We start from the raw sequence: 22147 nt of genomic DNA, 5'->3' as shown, positions 1-22147 counted from the left end.
AAAGGAAAGTGGTGGAGCCGACGAACCAGACTTGTAGTAGGTAAGCGATGGGGTGACGCAGGAAGGTAGTCCAGCCCGGGCGGTGGTTGTCCCGGGGTAAGGGTGTAGGCCGAGGGGTAGGCAAATCCGTCCCTCATTAAGGCTGAGACCTGATGCCGAGCCGATTGTGGTGAAGTGGATGATCCTATGCTGTCGAGAAAAGCCTCTAGCGAGTTTCATGGCGGCCCGTACCCTAAACCGACTCAGGTGGTCAGGTAGAGAATACCGAGGCGTTCGGGTGAACTATGGTTAAGGAACTCGGCAAAATGCCCCCGTAACTTCGGGAGAAGGGGGGCCATCACTGGTGATCGGACTTGCTCCGTGAGCTGGGGGTGGCCGCAGAGACCAGCGAGAAGCGACTGTTTACTAAAAACACAGGTCCGTGCGAAGCCGTAAGGCGATGTATACGGACTGACGCCTGCCCGGTGCTGGAACGTTAAGGGGACCGGTTAGTGACCTTTCGGGGTTGCGAAGCTGAGAACTTAAGCGCCAGTAAACGGCGGTGGTAACTATAACCATCCTAAGGTAGCGAAATTCCTTGTCGGGTAAGTTCCGACCTGCACGAATGGCGTAACGACTTCTCGACTGTCTCAACCATAGGCCCGGTGAAATTGCACTACGAGTAAAGATGCTCGTTTCGCGCAGCAGGACGGAAAGACCCCGGGACCTTTACTACAGTTTGATATTGGTGTTCGGTTCGGCTTGTGTAGGATAGGTGGGAGACTTTGAAGCCCCAACGCCAGTTGGGGTGGAGTCGCCGTTGAAATACCACTCTGGTCGTGCTGGATGTCTAACCTCGGTCCGTGATCCGGATCAGGGACAGTGTCTGATGGGTAGTTTAACTGGGGCGGTTGCCTCCCAAAGGGTAACGGAGGCGCCCAAAGGTTCCCTCAGCCTGGTTGGCAATCAGGTGTTGAGTGTAAGTGCACAAGGGAGCTTGACTGTGAGACCGACGGGTCGAGCAGGGACGAAAGTCGGGACTAGTGATCCGGCGGTGGCTTGTGGAAGCGCCGTCGCTCAACGGATAAAAGGTACCCCGGGGATAACAGGCTGATCTTCCCCAAGAGTCCATATCGACGGGATGGTTTGGCACCTCGATGTCGGCTCGTCGCATCCTGGGGCTGGAGTCGGTCCCAAGGGTTGGGCTGTTCGCCCATTAAAGCGGTACGCGAGCTGGGTTTAGAACGTCGTGAGACAGTTCGGTCCCTATCCGCTGTGCGCGTAGGAATATTGAGAAGGGCTGTCCCTAGTACGAGAGGACCGGGACGGACGAACCTCTGGTGTGCCAGTTGTCCTGCCAAGGGCATGGCTGGTTGGCTACGTTCGGGAGGGATAACCGCTGAAAGCATCTAAGCGGGAAGCCTGCTTCAAGATGAGTATTCCCACCTCCTTGAGAGGGTAAGGCTCCCAGTAGACGACTGGGTTGATAGGCCAGATGTGGAAGCCCGGTAACGGGTGGAGCTGACTGGTACTAATAGGCCGAGGGCTTGTCCTCAGTTGCTCGCGTCCACTGTGTTAGTTCTGAAATAACGAACAGCTGTGTTGCCGTCCAGTGTTCAAATTTCATAGTGTTTCGGTGGTCATAGCGTTAGGGAAACGCCCGGTTACATTCCGAACCCGGAAGCTAAGCCTTTCAGCGCCGATGGTACTGCAGGGGGGACCCTGTGGGAGAGTAGGACGCCGCCGAACAACCCGCCCTTTTAGCTCAGTCGGTAGAGCGTCTCCATGGTAAGGAGAAGGTCAACGGTTCGATTCCGTTAAAGGGCTCCAAAGAAAAGGCCCCCGCCTCTTGGCGGGGGCCTTTTTGCGTTTCCGGAGTCGGCCCGGCGGTCCGGACGGGCGGGCTGCACCGCGACTCTCTAGCATGGGCGACAAGGGGTGAACCCTTGGGAGGCGTGATGACCGTTCCCTTCGACGCGGCCCCGCAGCACAAGCAGAGCGACCCTGACGACGTCCTCAAGCAGGTCGGAGGCACCTGGCACTGGGCGCTGGGCCTCGCCCTGGTGACCCTGATCCCCGGCATCCTCGTACTCGTCTGGCCCGACGAGACCCTGCACATCCTGGCCGTCATCATCGGCCTGCAGCTCCTCGTGGCGGGTGTCTTCCGTTTCGTCACCGCCTTCTCGCACAGCAACGACGGCGGCAGCAGGCTGGCCGCCGTCCTGGTCGCCGTGCTGGCGTTGCTGGCCGGCGTGCTGGTGCTGCGGCATCCGATGCAGACGATCGGCGCGCTGTCCCTGATCCTCGGCGTGTTCTGGCTGGTGACCGGCGTGCTCACGGCGTACACAGCCATCGCGGACCACACGGTCGCCCACCGGGGCCTGCTCTTCGGCCTGGGCGCCCTCGGCGCCGTCGCCGGTATCGTCGTGCTGTGCTTCCCCGTGGACTCCGCGGTCGCGCTGACCCGGCTGCTGGGACTCTGGCTCGTCCTGCTCGGCGTGTTCGAAGTGGTGATGGCGTTCGCACTGCGCTCCGCCACCCGCCGCGTGGGCTCAGGCTAGGGGATGCCCCCGGCCATGATCCGCCGGACGCCCCCTAGTCGCCCGTGCGCGGCTGGGGGACGCGGAAGGCCAGGATGGCCATGTCGTCCGAGGCGGGCTCGGCCGCGAAGCGTTCCACCGCTCGCAGGACGCGGGCGGCGACGGCGCCCGCGGTGAGGCCCGTGCAGGTGGTGAGGACCTCGGTGAGGCCGTCGTCGCCCAGCATGCGGGTTCCCTCGCGGCGCTCCGTCACCCCGTCCGTGACGCAGAGCAGTACGTCGCCCGGGTCCAGGGTCAGGGTCTGTTCGTAGAGGTCGAGGTCGTCGATCACGCCGAGCAGGGGCTGAGGGTCCGCGGCCGGGGTGACCTGGCCGTCCGGGCGCAGGCGCAGCGGGAGCGGGTGGCCGGCGCAGACGACCTTCATCAGGGCGCTGCCGTCCGGCTGGGGGTGCAGTTCCCCGTACAGGAGGGTGAGGAAGCGGCTGCGGGCGCCCTCGTCGAGGATGGCCGCGTTCAGCCGCTCCAGCACCGCCGGGCCGCCGAGGCCCTCGCGGGCCAGGAGGCGCAGGGCGTGGCGGGCGAGGCCGGTGACGGCGGCCGCCTCGGGGCCCGTACCGCAGACGTCGCCGATGGCGAAGCCGTACGCGCCGTCGCGGATCGGGAAGACGTCGTAGAAGTCGCCGCCGACCTCGTTGCCCTCGCCGGCCGCGCGGTAGATGACCTCGACCTCCATGCCGGGGATGGCGGGGGAGCCGGGCGGGAGCAGGCTGCGCTGGAGGGAGCGGCTGATCGCCGTGCGCTCGGAGTAGAGGCGGGCGTTGTCGAGGGCGAGCGCGGCGCGGCGGGACAGGTCCTCGGCGAGTTCGAGGATCTCCTGGCGGAAGTGCTCCTCCGAGGGCTTGCCGAGGGTCAGCAGGCCGATCACGCGGTTGCGGGCCAGGAGCGGGAGGACGACGGTCTCCCCGCCGACGGCCTGGGCCGTCGCAGGCCAGGGGCGGGCGCCGGCCTCCCGGACCGGGTCGGGCGGGCTGACGTGGGAGAGCAGGGCCTTGAGGCCGTCGATGCGCTCCTCGTCCTCGTGCAGGACGTACGCGAGGTACGGGTCCGAGGACTGGTCGGCGATCGTGTACACGGCGCACCAGGTGGCCAGGGTCGGGACGGTCATCTGGGCCATGAGGGCCAGGGTCTGGTCCCGGTCGAGGGTGCCGGCGAGCAGGTCGGAGGCCTCGACGAGGAAGGAGAGGGAGCCGCGGCGCAGGCGTTCCAGCTCGCCGAGGCGGGCGGATTCGACGGCGAGGGCGATGCGGTCGGCGGCGAACTGGAGGCGCAGGGCCTCGGCGTTCGAGTAGCGGCCGGGGTTCTCGGCGGCGACGCCGAGGGAGCCGGTGAGCCGGCCTTCGACCTTGAGGGGGACGGTGATCACCGAGCGCATGCCGGTGGCCTCCAGGAGCGGTACGGCTCCGGGGACGGCGGCGAGGTCGTCGTGGACGGCGGGCATGCGGGCGGAGCCGTAGCGGTTGGTGCCGGCTTCGACGGGGACGCGGGCGAAGCGCTGGCGGGTGGAGGGGAGCCCGGTCGTCGCGCGGACTTCCAGCTCCGTCTCGTCGTCGGTGGCGAGCAGCAGGAAGGCGGAGTCGGCGTCGAGCATGTCGCGGGCGCGTTCGACGGTGCGCTGGAGGAGTCCGTCGAGGTCGTCGGGGGCGGGGGAGCCGATGAAGACCTCGAAGGGGTCCGCGGGGCGGGGTTCGGTGAGCTGGAGGCTGTCGGCGGAGGCGACCCGTACGGGGGTCTGGAGCAGGGCCCGCTCGTCGTCGTGGACCAGCAGGCAGACGATGGACGGCTCGCCGTGCGCATCGCGGACCCGCAGGTGGGAGGCGTACACGGGGATCACTCGGCCGTCGGCGCCGCGGATGCCGTAGCTGCCCTCCCAGCGGGACAGGCGCAGGGCCTCGGCGATGCCGGTGCCGGTGCCGGGGGTCTGGGGCCAGGCGGCGAGTTCGGCGAGGGGGCGGCCGAGGACCTTCTCGGCGGCGTAGCCGAAGACGTGCTCGGCGTCCTCGTTCCAGGCGGAGATCGCGTCGGAGGCGTCGATCTGGAGGACGGCGACGCGTACGCGGCTGTCGGCGAGGGGCAGGAGGCGGTCCGGTACGACGGGTCCGGCCGAGCGGGTACCGACCGGCCGGTCCGGGAGGTCGAGCCGGAACCACACGTGTTTGTGGGTGGCGGTGTACTCGACTCCCCAGCGGGTGGCGAGGGCGGCGCAGAGCATCAGCCCGCGGCCGTTCTCGCGGTCGGGGTCGGCGTAGGGGCGCTCGCCGGGGTGTTGGAGAGGAAGCTCACGTTCCGGGTAGCGGTCGGCGATCTCGACCCGTACGCCGTCACCGGAGCGCAGGCACAGGACCTCGGCCTTGGTGCCGGCGTGGACCACGGCGTTGGTGACGAGCTCGCTGGTGAGCACCACGGCGTCGTCGACGATGTCCGCGAAGCCCCATCCCTGCAGGGTGTCGCGGACGAACGCCCGGGCCGCGGCGACCGAGCGCCCGAGGGGGTCGAAGCTGGCAGCCGCCCGAGCCGTGATCACGAATCTCCTTCGACGCGGTTGGACATCGGGTGCCAGGTTACTTACCTTCGCGGTCGGCATGGTGCCGTCGTCCGGGATTCCACCCGCAGGGTGCGGCCGGTGTGCGATGGTGCCGAAGTGTTATGGCCGGGTTCGGCCGGGGTGAAACACTGGGCAGGATCGAAGAGCCGGGCGTGCGACTCGCCGGGTGTCGGTGGAACAGCGGTCGACCCTTTCGGGAGGGACACGGTGGAGTCTGGCGCAGCGGTGCGGCGAACGGGAACGCGCCCGAAGGGCGGGAGGTCCCGTCGGGGCGGCACGACGGAAGTCGATACCGCTGCCCTGAACCGGCTGCTCACGGCCCTGGTGTCGATGCGGGACGGGAATTTCCGCAAGCGGCTGACGGTGTCCGGCGACGGTGTGATGGCGGAGATCGCCGCCGTCTACAACGAGGTCGCCGATCGCAATCTCCATCTGACGGGAGAGCTCTCGCGGGTGCGGCGGATGGTGGGCCGCGAGGGCAAGCTGAGCGAACGGCTGGAAACAGGTGCCTGTGAGGGTTCCTGGGCGGCCGCGATCGACGCCTCGAACCAGCTGGTGGACGATCTGGCCCGGCCGGTGTCCGAGGTGGGCCGGGTGCTGTCGGCGGTCGCCGAGGGTGATCTGGACCAGCGGATGGACCTGCGGACGCAGGCCGCGGACGGGGCCGGGCATCCGCTGCGCGGTGAGTTCCTGAAGGTCGGGCGTACGGTCAACAACCTGGTCGACCAGCTGTCGGCGTTCACCGACGAGGTGACGCGGGTCGCGCTGGAGGTGGGTACCGAGGGCAAGCTGGGCGGTCAGGCCCAGGTGCGCGGGATGTCGGGTTCCTGGAAGGACCTGACCGACTCCGTCAACACGATGGCGTACCGCCTCACCGCTCAGGTGCGTGACATCGCTCTCGTCACGACGGCGGTGGCGAAGGGCGATCTGTCGCGCAAGGTCACGGTGCACGTGGCCGGCGAGATGCTCCAGCTGAAGAACACCGTGAACACGATGGTGGACCAGCTGTCGTCGTTCTCCTCCGAGGTGACGCGGGTCGCGCGCGAGGTGGGTACGGAGGGTGAGCTCGGCGGCCAGGCGAAGGTGCCCGGGGTCGCGGGTGTCTGGAAGGACCTGACCGACTCCGTCAATACGATGGCGGGCAACCTGACGGCCCAGGTGCGCGGGATCGCGCAGGTCACGACGGCCGTGGCCAACGGTGATCTGTCGCAGAAGGTACGGGTCAGCGCGCGCGGCGAGGTGGCGCAGCTGGCCGAAACGATCAACCAGATGACGGAGACGCTGCGGACCTTCGCGGACGAGGTCACGCGCGTGGCGAGCGAGGTCGGGGCGAAGGGAACGCTCGGCGGCCAGGCGCAGGTGCCGGGCGCGGCGGGTACGTGGAAGGACCTCACCGATTCGGTGAACACGGTCTTCCGCAACCTCACCACGCAGGTGCGGGACATCGCGACGGTGACGACGGCGGTGGCCAACGGCGACCTGTCGCAGAAGGTCACGGTCGACGTGGCCGGCGAGATGCTGGAGCTGAAGAACACCGTCAACACGATGGTGGACCAGCTCCAGTCCTTCGGCGCGGAAGTGACGCGTGTGGCCCGTGAGGTCGGCGTCGAGGGTGAGCTGGGCGGTCAGGCGCAGGTGCCGGGTGCGGCGGGCACGTGGAAGGACCTCACCGATTCGGTGAACACCGCCTTCCGCAACCTCACCGGCCAGGTGCGCAACATCGCGCAGGTGACGACGGCGGTGGCCAACGGCGACCTGTCGCAGAAGGTCACCGTGGACGTCTCGGGCGAGATGCTCCAGCTGAAGAACACCGTGAACACGATGGTGGACCAGCTCTCCAGCTTCGCCGACCAGGTCACGCGGATGGCGCGGGACGTGGGTACGGAGGGCCGCCTCGGCGGCCAGGCCCGGGTGGAGGGGGTCTCGGGCACCTGGAAGGAGCTCACGGACTCCGTCAACTTCATGGCCGGCAACCTGACCTCCCAGGTGCGGCAGATCGCGCAGGTGACCACGGCGGTGGCCCGCGGCGATCTCTCCCAGAAGATCGACGTGGACGCGCGCGGCGAGATCCTGGAGCTGAAGAACACCATCAACACGATGGTCGACCAGCTCTCGGCCTTCGCGGAGCAGGTGACCCGGGTGGCCCGGGACGTGGGTACGGAGGGCCGGCTCGGCGGCCAGGCGCAGGTGCCCGGTGTGGCCGGCGTATGGCGCGACCTGACGGATTCGGTGAACGGCATGGCCGGGAACCTGACCTCGCAGGTGCGCAACATCGCCCAGGTCGCGACGGCGGTGGCCCGCGGCGATCTCTCCCAGAAGATCGACGTGGACGCGCGCGGCGAGATCCTGGAGCTGAAGAACACCCTCAACACGATGGTCGACCAGCTCTCGAACTTCGCGGAGCAGGTGACCCGGGTGGCCCGCGAGGTGGGTACCGAGGGCATCCTGGGCGGTCAGGCGGAGGTGAAGGGGGTCTCCGGCACCTGGAAGGACCTCACGCAGTCCGTCAACTTCATGGCGAACAACCTGACCTCGCAGGTGCGCAACATCGCCGAGGTGACGACGGCGGTCGCCATGGGCGACCTGTCGAAGAAGATCACCGTGGACGCGAAGGGCGAGATCCTCGAACTCGTCACGACCGTGAACACGATGGTGGACCAGCTGTCCTCGTTCGCCGAGCAGGTGACCCGGGTGGCCCGCGAGGTGGGTACCGAGGGCATCCTGGGCGGTCAGGCGCGCGTGCGCGGGGTGACCGGCATCTGGAAGGACCTCAGCGACAACGTCAACTTGATGGCCAACAACCTGACCTCGCAGGTGCGCAACATCTCGCAGGTCTCGGCGGCGGTGGCCAACGGCGATCTGACGAAGACGGTCACGGTCGAGGCGCGCGGTGAGGTCGCGCAGCTCGCGGACACGGTCAACACGATGGTCAAGACCCTGTCCTCGTTCGCGGACGAGGTCACGCGCGTGGCCCGCGAGGTGGGTACGGAGGGCCGCCTGGGCGGTCAGGCGCACGTGCCGGGTGTGTCGGGTACGTGGAAGGACCTCACCGATTCGGTGAACTTCATGGCCTCCAACCTCACCGGCCAGGTGCGGCAGATCGCCATGGTGACGACCGCCATCGCCAAGGGCGACATGACCAAGAAGATCGACATCGACGCCCGGGGCGAGATCCTGGAGCTGAAGACGACGATCAACACGATGGTCGACCAGCTGTCCTCGTTCGCCGACCAGGTGACGCGGGTGGCCCGCGAGGTGGGTACCGAGGGGATCCTGGGCGGTCAGGCGCGGGTCCGGGACGTGGACGGCACGTGGCGCGACCTCACGGAGTCCGTGAACGAGATGGCCGGGAACCTGACCCGGCAGGTGCGTGCGATCGCGGCCGTGGCCACCGCGGTGACCCGCGGTGATCTCAACCTGAAGATCGACGTGGACGCGTCGGGCGAGATCCAGGTCCTCCAGGACAACATCAACACGATGATCGCGAACCTGCGCGACACCACCTTGGCCAACAAGGAGCAGGACTGGCTGAAGGGCAACCTGGCCCGGATCTCCGCCCTGATGCAGGGCCGCCGCGAGCTGGACGACGTGGCCTCGCTGATCATGAGCGAGCTGACGCCGGTGGTCTCCGCCCAGCACGGCGCGTTCTTCCTGGCGCTGCCCTCGGGCGGCACCACGGAGATCGGGACCGAGGGCGGTCCCGACGGCTCGTACGAGCTGCGGATGCGCGGGAGTTACGCGTACGCGGGCGGGGCGGTGCCCACCTCGTTCCGGCCGGGGGAGGGGCTGATCGGGACCGTCGCCGAGGAGAAGCGGACGATCCTCGTCGAGAACACCCCGCCGGGCTACCTGAAGATCTCCTCGGGGCTCGGGGAGGCGCCGCCGGCCCATGTGATCGTGCTGCCGGTGCTGTTCGAGGGGAAGGTGCTCGGCGTCATCGAGCTGGCGTCGTTCCAGCCCTTCACGCAGATCCAGAAGGACTTCCTGAGCCAGATCGCCGAGATGATCGGTACGAGCGTCAACACGATCAGCGTCAACTCCAAGACGGAGATGCTGCTCAAGCAGTCGCAGGAGATGACCGAGCAGCTCCGGGAGCGCTCCGACGAGCTGGAGAACCGGCAGAAGGCGCTCCAGGCCGCCAATGCCGAGCTGGAGGAGAAGGCGGAGCTGCTGGCCCAGCAGAACCGGGACATCGAGGTGAAGAACACCGAGATCGAGGAGGCCCGGCAGGTCCTGGAGGAGCGCGCCGAGCAGCTCGCGGTCTCGATGCGCTACAAGTCCGAGTTCCTGGCGAACATGTCGCACGAGCTGCGTACGCCGCTCAACTCGCTGCTGATCCTGGCCAAGCTGCTCGCCGACAACGCGGACGAGAACCTGTCGCCGAAGCAGGTGGAGTTCGCGGAGACCATCCACGGCGCGGGCTCCGACCTGCTCCAGCTGATCAACGACATCCTCGACCTGTCGAAGGTCGAGGCGGGGAAGATGGACGTCTCGCCGACGCGGATCGCGCTCGTGCAGCTCGTGGACTACGTGGAGGCCACCTTCCGGCCGCTGACCGCGGAGAAGGGGCTGGACTTCTCGGTCCGGGTCTCCCCGGAGCTGCCCGCGACCCTGCACACGGACGAGCAGCGGCTGCTCCAGGTGCTGCGCAACCTGCTGTCGAACGCGGTGAAGTTCACCGACACCGGGGCGGTGGAGCTGGTGATCCGGCCCGCGGGCTCCGACGTGCCGACGGCGATCCGGGAGCAGCTGCTGGAGGCAGGCTCGCTGCGCGAGGCGGACGCGGACCTGATCGCCTTCTCGGTGACGGACACCGGCATCGGGATCGCGGCGAGCAAGATGCTGGTGATCTTCGAGGCGTTCAAGCAGGCCGACGGGACGACGAGCAGGAAGTACGGCGGTACGGGGCTCGGGCTGTCCATCAGCCGGGAGATCGCCCGGCTGCTGGGCGGGGAGATCCACGCGGCGAGCGAACCCGGCCGCGGCTCCACGTTCACGCTGTACCTGCCGCTGCACCCGAGCGAGCTGCCGCCGCAGGGGTACGCGCCGCCCACGCCGGGCGGCGGGCGCGGCGAGGTGTACCGCAGGCAGGGCGACGGCGCGCGGCCCGCGCTGCCGGCCACCCCGGCGGCGCCGGTCTCCGCGGCGCAGCCGCAGCACGCGCAGCAGGCACGGCCCGCGCTGCCGGCCGCCGAGCCGGCCGGTCAGGGGCAGGGCGGGGCCGCGCTGTTCCGGCGCAGGCGCAAGGCGCTGAGCGACCTGGAGCCGCGTACGGCGGTGCCGGGGCAGCCGAACACGCAGGGGCCCGAGGGCGACTGGGTCAATCCGGAGGAGGAACTCCCGGTGCTGCCGCGGTCGTACGACTTCCACGGCGAGAAGGTGCTCATCGTGGACGACGACGTGCGCAACGTGTTCGCGCTGACCTCCGTGCTGGAGCAGCACGGACTGGCGGTGCTGTACGCGGAGAACGGACGCGAGGGCATCGAAGTCCTGGAGCAGCACGACGATGTGACGGTCGTACTGATGGACATCATGATGCCGGAGATGGACGGGTACGCGACGACCTCGGCGATCCGGCGGATGCCGCAGTTCGCCGGACTGCCGATCATCGCGCTGACGGCGAAGGCGATGAAGGGGGACCGGGAGAAGGCGATCGACTCCGGTGCTTCCGACTACGTCACCAAGCCGGTCGACCCGGACTATCTCCTGTCGGTCATGGAACAGTGGATGCGGGGCAAGTGATCGGCGGGCGAGCACTCTGATACCAATTGCTGACTGACCGTGGCGAAAACGGTGTGAAAGGGCGGGCAGCGGGGAACCTTCTGCTCCCCCACACCGTTTCTGCTTCGTGCACAGTGACATCCTGGTGACAGGGTGTGGCGATCTCGGGACTGGGGCTACGATGACCGGCACAAGGACGGACGGCGCAAGGATGCCGTCCTCTTCTGGGGCGGGGCCCGGCGTACAGGCCGGTGCCAGGAGCCGGGGAGGCCCCATGCCGGGGCGAGGAGGACAGGGCATGGTGCAGAAGGCCAAGATCCTCCTGGTCGACGACCGGCCGGAGAATCTGCTGGCGCTGGAGGCCATCCTCTCCGCGCTCGATCAGACACTGGTCCGGGCGTCGTCGGGGGAGGAAGCGCTCAAGGCGCTGCTGACGGACGATTTCGCGGTCATCCTGCTGGATGTGCAGATGCCCGGGATGGACGGATTCGAGACCGCCGCGCACATCAAGCGGCGCGAACGGACCCGGGACATCCCGATCATCTTCCTCACCGCGATCAATCACGGTCCGCACCACACGTTCCGCGGCTACGCGGCGGGAGCGGTGGACTACATCTCCAAGCCCTTCGACCCGTGGGTGCTGCGGGCCAAGGTCTCGGTGTTCGTGGAGCTGTACACGAAGAACTGCCAGCTGCGCGAGCAGGCGGCGCTGCTGCGGCTCCAGCTGGAGGGCGGCGGTGCGGGCGGCGAGGGCAGCAAGGAGACGGCCGGCCTGCTGGCCGAGCTCTCCGCGCGGCTCGCGGCGGTCGAGGAGCAGGCGGAGGCGCTGACCAAGCAGCTCGGCGAGGAATCGGCCGACGCGGCGGTCGTGGCGACAGCGGCCCATCTGGAGCGCAAGCTCACCGGACTGCGGCGGGCGCTCGACGCGCTGGAGCCCGGGACCGGCGGGGGAACGCCGATGCTGCCCGCGCAGGGCTGAGCGCCCGAGCCCACGAGGGGCCGCCTGCCTGGCCGTTCGCACCACCGTCGTGTCTGGCGGTGCGTCAAAGCACTGACGCGGCGCGCGACACGAACGGGTGAAGGGGTGGGCACGCGTGTCCACCGGCGCGCGCACCGGTAACCTCGGGCCCATGGCCTCACGTACGTCCGGCAAGGGTTCCCAGAGCGCAGCGGGCACCGCGAAGGGCCGCACCGGCCGGACGACGGCGCCGGCGAAGAAAGCGGCCGCCGCGCGCGGGTCCGCCGCGAAGAAGGCGGCGGCGCCCCGGCGCGCCCCCGCGAAGAAGGCGCCGCCGAAGCCCGCGCCGTCCCCCACCGGGGGCGTGGTGCGGCTGGTGCGCGCCGTGTGGCTGGGCTGCGCGCACGCGGTCGGCGCGGTGTTCCGCGGAGTGGGCCAGGGGGCCAAGAACCTCGACCCCGCCCACCGCAAGGACGGCGTCGCGCTGCTGCTGCTCGCCCTCGCGCTGATCGTCGCCGCCGGTACCTGGTCGAACCTGAGCGGTCCCGTCGGGGATCTGGTGACCATGCTGGTCACGGGTGCCTTCGGACGACTGGATCTGCTCGTGCCGATCCTGCTGGGCGTGATGGCGGTACGTTTCATCCGCCATCCCGAGCAGCCCGATGCCAACGGCCGGATCGGCGTCGGCCTCTCCGCGCTCGCCATCGGGGTCCTCGGCCTCGTGCACATCGCCTGCGGGGCACCCGGCCGCGACGAGGGCACCACCGCCATGCAGGACGCGGGCGGGCTGATCGGCTGGGCCGCCTCCAAGCCGCTGATCTTCACCATGGGCGCGCCGCTGGCCGTGCCGATGCTGGTGCTGCTGACGGTCTTCGGGCTGCTCGTGGTCACCGCGACCCCGGTGAACGCGATCCCGCAGCGGCTGCGGCGGCTCGGGATCCGGCTGGGGATCATCGCCCCGAACGAGTACGACGAGGGGTACGGGGAGGGCGGCGCCGCCGACCGGCACGACCCCGAGCAGTGGCGGGCCCGGTCGGGATCCGCCGGCGGTGCCGCGGTGGGGCCGGCCGGTTCCGCCGATCCCGCCGACGCCGCCGAGGAGCAGGCGCTCGCCCGCCGGCGGCGTCCGCGCCGCACCCCGGCCCGGCCGGCCGCCGAGCGGGAGATGGACGCCGTCGACGTGGCCGCCGCGGCCGCCGCCGCGCTGGACGGGGCGGTCTACGGCGGAATGCCGCCCTCCCCGCTGGTGGCCGATCTGACGCAGGGCATCTCGGGGGAGCGCGCCGGACGCGAGGGGGCGGAGATCACCGCTCCGGTGCCGCCCGTGCCGCCGGCGCGGGCGGAGCGGCCCGGGGCCGCGCCCGCGGACCAGGGCCGGGACCGGGGCGCGGGTGCGGGCGCGGAGCCGGAGCCGGCCGAGGGCCCGCACGACACCACCGCCGCGGCGTCCGGGACCCTGTCCGTCCCGGACCTCACCAAGGCCCCGCCGGCCGCCCAGCCGCTGCCGCCCCGCGCCGAGCAGCTCCAGCTGCGCGGGGACATCACGTACGCCCTCCCCTCGCTCGACCTGCTGGAGAAGGGCGGGCCGGGCAAGACCCGCAGCGCCGCCAACGACGCGGTGGTCGCCTCGCTGCGCAACGTGTTCACCGAGTTCAAGGTCGACGCGGACGTCACCGGCTTCACCCGGGGCCCGACGGTCACCCGGTACGAGGTCACCCTCGGCGCCGCGGTCAAGGTCGAGCGGATCACGGCACTGACCAAGAACATCGCGTACGCGGTGGCCTCGCCGGACGTCCGGATCATCAGCCCGATCCCGGGCAAGTCGGCCGTCGGCATCGAGATCCCGAACACCGACCGCGAGATGGTCAACCTGGGCGACGTGCTGCGGCTCGCGGACGCGGCCGAGGACGACCATCCGATGCTGGTGGCGCTCGGCAAGGACGTCGAGGGCGGCTACGTCATGGCCAACCTCGCGAAGATGCCGCACGTGCTGGTGGCCGGCGCCACCGGCTCCGGAAAGTCCTCCTGCATCAACTGCCTGATCACCTCGGTGATGGTGCGGGCCACCCCGGAGGACGTCCGGATGGTGCTGGTGGACCCCAAGCGCGTCGAGCTGACGGCGTACGAGGGCATCCCGCACCTGATCACGCCGATCATCACCAACCCCAAGCGGGCCGCCGAGGCCCTCCAGTGGGTCGTGCGCGAGATGGACCTGCGCTACGACGACCTGGCCGCCTTCGGCTACCGGCACATCGACGACTTCAACCAGGCCATCCGGGACGGCAAGATCAAACTGCCACCGGGCAGCGAGCGGGAGCTCAGCCCGTACCCGTACCTGCTGGTGATCGTCGACGAGCTCGCCGACCTGATGATGGTGGCCCCGCGCGACGTGGAGGACTCGATCGTCCGCATCACCCAGCTGGCCCGCGCGGCCGGCATCCACCTGGTGCTCGCCACCCAGCGGCCCTCGGTGGACGTGGTCACCGGCCTGATCAAGGCGAACGTGCCCTCGCGGCTCGCCTTCGCCACCTCCTCGCTCGCCGACAGCCGGGTCATCCTCGACCAGCCGGGCGCCGAGAAGCTGATCGGCAAGGGCGACGGGCTGTTCCTGCCGATGGGGGCGAACAAGCCGGTGCGCCTCCAGGGCGCCTTCGTCACCGAGGACGAGATCGCCGGGATCGTCCAGCACTGCAAGGACCAGATGGCCCCGGTCTTCCGGGACGACGTCACGGTCGGGCAGAAGCAGAAGAAGGAGATCGACGAGGAGATCGGCGACGACCTGGACCTGCTGTGCCAGGCGGCCGAGCTGGTGGTCTCCACCCAGTTCGGGTCGACCTCGATGCTCCAGCGCAAGCTGCGGGTGGGCTTCGCGAAGGCCGGCCGCCTCATGGACCTGATGGAGTCGCGGGGGATCGTCGGCCCGAGCGAGGGTTCGAAGGCGCGCGACGTCCTGGTCAAGGCGGACGAGCTGGACGGGGTCCTCGCCGTCATCCGGGGAGAGACCCAACCGTGATTCACGGGCGGGCAACCGTTTCCCCTGGGCCCGCGTCAAGTTGAGGGAGGTGACGGCACCGTGCCCGGTGCGGGGCCGTCGCAGCACCCGGACTTCCCAGACTCTGTTCGGATTGCCATTCGGATGGCGTAGGAAGTCCACCCTCCGGTTGCTCCACCCTTTCGTCACCCCCCTAGACTGGACATCCAGCAGGTGGCTACACGCTCGAAAGGCGCCCTCGTGTCCATCGGCAACTCCAACTCCCCCGAAGATGAGCGTCCTTCGACCGACGACCGGTCCGAGGACCGCATCATCGAACGCAAGGCCGAAGGACCGTCCATCGGGACGGCCCTGAAGAAGGCCCGGATCGCCGCCGGGCTCACTGTCGACGAGGTCAGTTCCACCACCCGTGTGCGCATCCCGATCGTGCACGCGATCGAAGCTGACGATTTCACGCGGTGCGGCGGCGACGTCTACGCCCGCGGTCACATCCGTACGCTCGCCCGCGCCGTCCATATCGATCCGGAACCCCTGGTCGACGCGTACGACGCGGCCCACGGCGGCCGGCCGGCCCCCACGCCCGCCGCGCCGATGTTCGACGCCGAGCGCATCCGTCCCGAGCGGCAGCGGCCCAACTGGACCGCGGCCATGGTCGCCGCCATCGTCGCCGTGATCGGCTTCGTGGGCTTCACCGCCTTCAGCGGCGGCGACGCGAAGGAGAAGCGCCAGATGGCGGACGCCTCCGCCGCCCCGCAGGCCGCGCCCAAGCAGTCGGCCGGAAAGCCGGCCGCCCAGCCCCAGCCGCAGCAGAGCCCGAAGGCCCCCAAGCCGGAGCCCTCGGACAGTGCGATCGCCGCCGCGCCCAAGGATGTCGTCACGGTCGTCCTGACGGCCAACGACGGAGAGAGCTGGATCTCCGCGAAGGACCACAGCGGCCGGCTGCTGTTCGACGGGACGCTGACCCCCGGCCAGTCCAAGACCTTCACGGACAAGGAGTCCATCGACCTCGTCCTCGGTGACGCCGGGGTCGTGAAGCTCTTCGTGAACGGCAAGGAGATCAAGGACGACTTCCAGCCGGGTCAGGTGGAACGCCTCACATACACCAAGGACGACCCCCGCCAGGGACCGGCCCAGGCAGGCTGATACAGCGCTGAATCCGTGATTCCGGGTCCCCGGGGTGCTGCGCCGCACCCCGGGGATCTTGGTTTACCGGGACTTGGGGCGGGGGCCGGCGTTTGGACAAAGTAGTCTTGAGTCCATGCCCGAACGCCGTACCGTCGCCCTTGTCACTCTTGGCTGCGCCCGTAACGAGGTGGACTCGGAGGAGCTCGCAGGCCGCTTGGCGGCGGATGGCTGGGAGCTCGTCGAGGACGCCGCCGATGCGGACGTCGCCGTCGTCAACACCTGTGGTTTCGTCGAAGCCGCCAAAAAGGACTCCGTAGACGCCCTGCTCGAAGCCAACGATCTCAAGGATCACGGCAAGACCCAGGCCGTCGTCGCCGTCGGCTGCATGGCCGAGCGCTACGGCAAGGAGCTCGCCGAGGCCCTCCCCGAGGCCGACGGCGTGCTCGGCTTCGACGACTACGCCGACATCTCCGACCGCCTCCAGACCATTCTGAACGGCGGCATCCACGCCTCCCACACCCCGCGCGACCGGCGCAAGCTGCTGCCGATCAGCCCCGCGGCCCGCCAGGAGAGCGCGGTGGCGCTGCCCGGCCACGCGCAGGAGCCGGTGGCCGAGGCCCCCGCCGATCTGCCCGACGGAGTCGCTCCCGCCTCCGGGCCGCGCGCGCCGCTGCGCCGCCGCCTGGACAAGAGCCCGGTCGCCTCGGTGAAGCTCGCCTCCGGCTGCGACCGGCGCTGCTCCTTCTGCGCCATCCCGTCCTTCCGCGGCTCCTTCATCTCGCGCCGCCCCAGCGACGTGCTGGGCGAGACGCGCTGGCTCGCCGAGCAGGGCGTCAAGGAGATCATGCTGGTCTCCGAGAACAACACCTCGTACGGCAAGGACCTCGGCGACATCCGCCTGCTGGAGACCCTGCTGCCGGAGCTCGCCGAGGTGGACGGCATCGAGCGCGTCCGCGTCAGCTACCTCCAGCCCGCCGAGATGCGGCCCGGCCTGATCGACGTACTGACCTCGACCCCCAAGGTCGTGCCGTACTTCGACCTGTCCTTCCAGCACTCGGCCCCCGACGTGCTGCGCTCCATGCGCCGCTTCGGTGACACCGACCGCTTCCTGGAGCTGCTGGACACCATCCGTTCCAAGGCCCCGCAGGCCGGCGTCCGGTCCAACTTCATCGTCGGCTTCCCCGGTGAGACGGAAGCCGACTTCAAGGAGCTGGAGCGTTTCCTCACCCATGCGCGCCTCGACGCGATCGGCGTCTTCGGCTACTCGGACGAGGACGGCACCGAGGCCGTCACGTACGACAACAAGCTGGACGAGGAGACGATCGCGGAGCGGCTCGCGCACATGCAGCGGCTCGCCGAGGAGCTCACCTCGCAGCGCGCCGAGGAGCGGATCGGGGAGATCCTGGAGGTGCTCGTCGAAACCGTCGAGGCGGTGGACGGCGGCGACGAGGACGAGACCGGTGCCTACGGGCGTGCCGCGCACCAGGCGCCCGAGACCGACGGCCAGGTCGTCTTCACGGACAGCACGGGCCTGGTGCCCGGCCGCATCGTGACGGCGAAGGTGGTCGGCACGCTCGGCGTCGACCTGGTGGCCGAGCCCCTGCACCTTGACGAGGAGGCGGCAGGATGACCGGAGTCCCGGCATCTGCGGCGGGCGGGACCGGCCGCCGGCCCGCGCCCGGCGCGAAGCTGGGAGCCGCGGCGGTCGATCAGGCCAGCCTGTGGAACATCGCGAACATCCTGACGATGATCCGGCTCGTCCTGGTGCCGGGCTTCGTCCTGCTGCTGCTCGCCGACGGGGGCTACGACCCCGTCTGGCGGGCGTGGGCGTGGGCGGCCTTCGCGGTCGCCATGATCACGGACATCTTCGACGGGCACCTGGCCCGTACGTACAACCTGGTCACGGACTTCGGGAAGATCGCCGACCCCATCGCCGACAAGGCGATCATGGGGTCGGCGTTGATCTGTCTCTCCTGGCTGGGTGACCTGCCCTGGTGGGTGACCGGGGTGATCCTCGGGCGGGAACTCGGGATCACGCTCATGCGTTTCTGGGTCATCAGGTACGGAGTGATTCCCGCCAGCCGGGGCGGCAAGCTCAAGACCCTGGCCCAGGGAACGGCGGTGGGGATGTACGTGCTCGCGCTGACCGGGCCGCTGGCCTCCTTGCGCTTCTGGGTGATGGCGGTCGCCGTCGTGCTGACCGTGGTCACCGGTTTGGACTACATCCGCCAGGCCGTGGTGCTGCGGCGCCAGGGGCTGGAAGCGGAGCGGGCCGCAAGGTGACATACGCGGTGGGGGAATCTCCGGAGGTCGGTGGGGCGTCCTCGGGCGCCGCGGAACCGGCGGCGGAGCCCGGGACCACCGCAGCGCTCGCCGCGGACGTGCTGCGCCTGCTTGCGGAGAGTGACCAGACCCTCGCCGTCGCGGAGTCGCTGACCGGCGGGATGGTGGCCGCGGAGCTCACGGCCGTCGCCGGGGCCTCCCGGTCGTTCCGCGGTTCGGTCACGGCGTACGCCACCGAGCTGAAGCACCGGATCCTGGGGGTGGACGCCGGGCTACTGGCCGCGGAAGGTGCGGTGAACGCGCAGGTCGCGGCCGAGATGGCGGCGGGTGTGCGGCGCGTGCTGGGTGCATCGTGGGGGATCGCGACCACCGGAGTGGCCGGTCCGGACCCCCAGGACGGGCAGCCGGTGGGCACCGTTTTCATCGCCGTCGCGGGTCCGGAGGGCAGGAAAACCGTCCCGCTGAGGTTGAACGGCTCCCGTACGGAAATTCGTAGGGAGAGTGCACGGACAGTGCTCGAACTGCTTTCGAGGGAACTCCGCGAGAATGCGCGGGGGCAGGATACGGAACAGAACGGGGGGATTTGATGTTTGCAGCCCTGAGTGAACACGACATAGCTCCCCGCACGGCCGCGGCGCGAGGCGGTACGGTGGGGCGTGAAGGATGCGGCTACACGGTCAGAGGAGGGAGCCACCGATGATTCTGCTCCGTCGCCTGCTGGGTGACGTGCTGCGTCGGCAGCGCCAGCGCCAGGGCCGTACTCTGCGCGAAGTCTCCTCGTCCGCCCGAGTTTCTCTCGGCTATCTTTCCGAGGTGGAGCGGGGGCAGAAGGAGGCATCCTCCGAGCTGCTCTCCGCGATCTGCGACGCGTTGGACGTACGGATGTCCGAGCTGATGCGCGAGGTCAGTGACGAGCTGTCGCTGGCCGAGCTGGCGCAGTCGGCCGCGGCAAGCGAACCGGTCACGGTGCCGGTGCGCCCGATGCTCAATTCGGTCTCCGTGGCTTCGGTCACGGGCGGTCCGGAGCGGGTGACCATCAAGGCACCTGCGGAAGCGGTGAATGTCGTAGCCGCGTGAGCCCCGTGCGCGTGCTGTGAAGAAATGAGCGTGGCCGGAGCCCCGGCCGGTGCCTGGTGCACCGGCCGGGGCTCCGGGCCGTTCTGGGTGCGCCGCCGGGGGGTGTACGGGAGGATGGGGAATCCGGACGAGTCCGGATCGCGGCCCTGATCCCGGGAGGCAGCCGTGCGGCGTTCTCTACGCATACCTCCGGTACTGGGCATACCCCCGGTGACGGCCCTCGCGGTGGCGATGGGCGCGCTGTGGTGGTGGGCGGTGCTGCGGCTGGCGCTGGCGCCGGGCGAGGCGGGCCCGGTGGAGGGCGCGGTGGCCGTGGGCGGCTGGGGGCTGGGGCTGCTGCCGGTGCACTGCACGCCTGGGCCCCGGCGCAGGGCCCGGCGGGCGGCGGCGGAGCCGGTCGGCGGGGTGGAGGCCGAACCGGTGGGAGGGGTGCCGGTCGACGAGCTGCTCACCAGGGCATCGACACCCCGCCGTTCGGGCGCAGGATCTGGCCGGTCATGAAGGACGAGGCGTCCGAGGCGAGGTAGAGCACCGCCTGGGCGATGTCCTCGGGCTCGCCGACGCGGCGCAGGGGGGACATCCGGACCATCGCGGCCTCGGTCTGCTCCTGGGCCTCGGGGCTGTGCCGGCCGGTCATGGGGGTGCGGATCCATCCCGGGGCGACGGCGTTGACGCGGATGCCGTGGGGGCCGGCCTCGGTGGCCAGCGTCTTGGTGAGCTGGACGACGGCGGCCTTGGCGGCGCTGTAGCAGAGCAGACCGGGCTGGGCGGCGTCCACGGCGCCGGAGGCCATCGTGACGATCGAGCCGGGGCGCCCGGCCGCGATCATGGCGCGGGCGGCCTCCTGGCAGGTGCGCAGGACGCCCTTGAAATTGATGTCCAGGACCCGGTCGAGGTCCTCGTCGGAGGTGTCCAGGACGCTGCTGGTGTGCATGATCCCGGCGATGGCGGCGGTGATGTCGAGCGGTCCGGCGGCCGCCACGGCGGCGCGCAGGGAGGCCCGGTCGGTGACGTCGAGGGGGTGGACGCCGGCCGTGCCGCCGGCCTTGCTGACGACGGCGGCCGTCTCGGCGAGGCCCTGCTCGTCGCGGTCCGCGCAGTGCACGGCGGCGCCCGCCTCGGCGAGGAGCACGGCGGTGGCGCGGCCTATGCCGCTCGCGGCGCCGGTGATCAGGGCGGTCCGGCCGGTGAGGTCGTACGGGGCTCTGGGTGTGGGCATGCCGGGACCGTACGACCGGATCTGACGGAGCGTCAACTAGGTGGACGGGGTGGGGCCGGATTGGCAGCGGGGGCACCAGTACGTCGGGCGGTCGTCCTGCGGTGCCTCGCGGACGGGGGTGCCGCAGCGCAGGCAGGGGCGGCGGGCGCGGCCGTAGACGAAGAGCTCCTGCCCGCGTCGGCGCAGGCCGGTGGTGTTGCGGACCGCGTCGGCGCCGGTGTTGGCGCGCAGCAGGCGGTGGGCGGCGCCGGCCAGGCGGACGGCGGTGGTCGGGGGGTCGGGCAGGCCGCCGACCGGGGTCCAGGGGGTGACCTGGGCGAGGAAGCAGAGCTCGGACTTGTAGATGTTGCCGATGCCGGCGAGGTTGCGCTGGTCGAGGAGGGCCTCGCCGAGCGGGCGCCCGGGGAGGGCCAGGAGGTTGGCCGCCGCCTTCTCGGCGTCCCAGTCCGGGCCGAGGAGGTCGGGGCCCAGGTGGCCGACGGCCCGGTCCTCCTCGGAGGTGCGCAGCAGCTCGACGACGGGCAGGCGGTAGCCGACGGCCGTCCGCGCGGAGGTGCCGAGGACGGCGCGGATCTCGTACGAGGGTCCGCCGTGCCATTTCTCGTCCGCTCCGAAGACCCGCCAGGAGCCGTCCATGCCCAGGTGGGTGTGGAGGGTGAGGCCGCCCTCGAAGCGGGCCAGGAGGTGTTTGCCGCGCGGGGTGACGTCCAGGGTGGTGCGCCCGGTGAGGTCGGCGGTGGCGAAGCGGGGGACGCGCAGATCGCTGCGGGTCAGCTCGTGGCCGGCCAGGGCGGCGTGCAGCCGGGCCGCGGCGCGCCAGACGCTGTCTCCTTCGGGCATGGCGCCATTGTCGCCCCGCGGGGCGGCGCCGGGACGGCCGGAGCCCCCGCCGCGCCGTGGCGCGGGCGGGGGCCCGGTCGCGGGGAAGGCGGAGCCCTACTTCCAGAAGAGGCCCTTGCCGTCGCTCAGGCTGTTGTACGGGTCGCCCCAGTACTCGGCGCCGACCACCTTCGTCTGGGCGGACGGGGCCAGCGCGATGGCGCAGCTGGTCTGCGTCTGGCCGTTGGTGAAGCCCTTCGGCAGCGACTCGTCCTTGCACTTCTCGAACTTGCCGATGACGGAGACGCCCTGGGCCTCGGAGCCGTCCGGGAGCAGGCCCTTCATGTGGCCGACGGAGGCGTAGGAGAGGTCCACGGTGCCGACGTTCTTGACCGTGTAGCGGATGTAGTAGGGGATCATCCCCTTGACCTTGTCGCCCAGCTTGAGCGAGTCCAGGTCCGCCGGCTGGCCCTGCTCGACGCCGGTGACGGTGAGGGCGATGGTGCCGCCCTTGGTGCTGCCGTAGTTGAACGGCACCTGCGCCGTCTCGCCGATCTTGAAGGTCTGGCCCGGCTTCGCCTGGCCCGCCGCGGGGGCCTGGCCGCCGCCGGCGGAGGGGCTGGCCGGGGTGCTGGGCTGCGCGGAGTCCTGCCCGCCCTGGCTGGGCTGGGCGGCCGGCGGGCTCGACTGGGCCGGTGCGGTCTCTTCGTTGCCGTTCTTGCAGCCGGTGAGGGTCAGCGTGCCGGCAACCGCCAGACCGATGACGCCCGTTGCCGCTCGCCGCATGGTGTTGGTGCTCACTTTTCCGGTCCCCCATGAGTGTGATCTTTTG

The 22147-nt window shown here is 70.0% G+C and carries 14 protein-coding genes, 1 tRNA gene and 2 rRNA genes (1 of these 17 cut by a window edge); 13 read left to right on the top strand and 4 right to left on the bottom strand.

Annotation, left to right across the window (positions count from 1 at the left end; all coding sequences use genetic code 11):
* The 4 genes from CP980_RS08855 to CP980_RS08840 all read left to right on the top strand — a co-directional run.
* Positions 1-1534 (top strand): 23S ribosomal RNA (locus CP980_RS08855); it begins 1589 nt to the left of the window's first position.
* A gap of 77 nt (positions 1535-1611) precedes the next feature.
* Positions 1612-1728, top strand: a 5S ribosomal RNA gene (gene rrf, locus CP980_RS08850).
* 5 nt (positions 1729-1733) lie between these two features.
* Positions 1734-1809, top strand: a tRNA-Thr gene (locus CP980_RS08845).
* A 128-nt stretch (positions 1810-1937) separates the two neighbouring features.
* Positions 1938-2540 (top strand): HdeD family acid-resistance protein, encoded by a 603-nt coding sequence (locus CP980_RS08840; RefSeq protein WP_132759261.1) that lies wholly within the window; start codon positions 1938-1940, stop codon positions 2538-2540.
* Positions 2541-2574: 34 nt separating this feature from the next.
* On the opposite strand, the gene CP980_RS08835 is transcribed toward CP980_RS08840, so the two are convergent.
* On the bottom strand, positions 2575-5160 hold the full coding sequence (locus CP980_RS08835; protein WP_229907205.1) for a SpoIIE family protein phosphatase: 2586 nt from the start codon (positions 5158-5160) through the stop codon (positions 2575-2577).
* 168 nt (positions 5161-5328) lie between these two features.
* Here CP980_RS08835 and CP980_RS08830 point away from each other — a divergent pair, with 168 nt between their 5' ends.
* The 9 genes from CP980_RS08830 to CP980_RS08790 all read left to right on the top strand — a co-directional run bounded on the left by CP980_RS08830 (position 5329) and on the right by CP980_RS08790 (position 19778).
* A complete protein-coding gene (locus tag CP980_RS08830; protein ID WP_189998953.1) occupies positions 5329-10863 on the top strand; it encodes a HAMP domain-containing protein in 5535 nt (1844 codons plus the stop codon).
* Between the two features lie 277 nt (positions 10864-11140).
* Complete coding sequence (locus tag CP980_RS08825; protein ID WP_132759258.1) at positions 11141-11821, top strand: response regulator; 681 nt, start codon at positions 11141-11143, stop codon at positions 11819-11821.
* Between the two features lie 151 nt (positions 11822-11972).
* Positions 11973-14813: an FtsK/SpoIIIE family DNA translocase gene (locus tag CP980_RS08820; RefSeq protein WP_150527924.1), complete on the top strand. Its 2841-nt coding sequence runs from the start codon at positions 11973-11975 to the stop codon at positions 14811-14813.
* Between the two features lie 219 nt (positions 14814-15032).
* Positions 15033-15935 carry a helix-turn-helix domain-containing protein gene (locus tag CP980_RS08815; protein WP_099889183.1) on the top strand — a complete coding sequence of 301 codons (903 nt, stop codon included), beginning with the start codon at positions 15033-15035 and terminating at the stop codon, positions 15933-15935.
* A gap of 115 nt (positions 15936-16050) precedes the next feature.
* Positions 16051-17547, top strand: coding sequence for a 30S ribosomal protein S12 methylthiotransferase RimO (gene rimO, locus CP980_RS08810; protein WP_150527923.1), 1497 nt, complete (start codon positions 16051-16053; stop codon positions 17545-17547).
* A complete protein-coding gene (gene pgsA / locus CP980_RS08805; RefSeq protein ID WP_099889181.1) occupies positions 17544-18200 on the top strand; it encodes a CDP-diacylglycerol--glycerol-3-phosphate 3-phosphatidyltransferase in 657 nt (218 codons plus the stop codon). The genes rimO and pgsA overlap by 4 nt, the downstream gene beginning before the upstream one ends.
* Positions 18201-18298: 98 nt before the next feature.
* The gene (locus CP980_RS08800) at positions 18299-18787 is read left to right on the top strand and encodes a CinA family protein (protein ID WP_229907209.1); all 489 of its coding nucleotides are present in this window, start codon (positions 18299-18301) and stop codon (positions 18785-18787) included.
* 109 nt (positions 18788-18896) lie between these two features.
* Complete coding sequence (locus CP980_RS08795) at positions 18897-19277, top strand: helix-turn-helix domain-containing protein (RefSeq protein ID WP_048477521.1); 381 nt, start codon at positions 18897-18899, stop codon at positions 19275-19277.
* A 165-nt stretch (positions 19278-19442) separates the two neighbouring features.
* Positions 19443-19778, top strand: a complete 336-nt coding sequence (locus CP980_RS08790; RefSeq protein ID WP_150527921.1) for a hypothetical protein — start codon at positions 19443-19445, stop codon at positions 19776-19778.
* Here CP980_RS08790 and CP980_RS08785 read toward each other — a convergent pair.
* From CP980_RS08785 to CP980_RS08775, 3 genes are all read right to left on the bottom strand, one after another.
* On the bottom strand, positions 19726-20496 hold the full coding sequence (locus CP980_RS08785) for an SDR family NAD(P)-dependent oxidoreductase (RefSeq protein ID WP_150527920.1): 771 nt from the start codon (positions 20494-20496) through the stop codon (positions 19726-19728). The two genes, CP980_RS08790 and CP980_RS08785, sit on opposite strands and share 53 nt — an antisense overlap.
* 36 nt (positions 20497-20532) lie before the next feature.
* On the bottom strand, positions 20533-21336 hold the full coding sequence (locus CP980_RS08780) for an Fpg/Nei family DNA glycosylase (protein WP_150527919.1): 804 nt from the start codon (positions 21334-21336) through the stop codon (positions 20533-20535).
* A gap of 96 nt (positions 21337-21432) precedes the next feature.
* Positions 21433-22116 carry a hypothetical protein gene (locus CP980_RS08775; RefSeq protein ID WP_132759252.1) on the bottom strand — a complete coding sequence of 228 codons (684 nt, stop codon included), beginning with the start codon at positions 22114-22116 and terminating at the stop codon, positions 21433-21435.
* Positions 22117-22147 lie beyond the last annotated feature (31 nt).

The sequence above is a fragment of the Streptomyces vinaceus genome (assembly GCF_008704935.1).
GTDB lineage: Bacteria > Actinomycetota > Actinomycetes > Streptomycetales > Streptomycetaceae > Streptomyces > Streptomyces vinaceus.
Note: the sequence above shows the minus strand (reverse complement) of the source record. Positions and strands in the feature narration are given on the sequence as shown.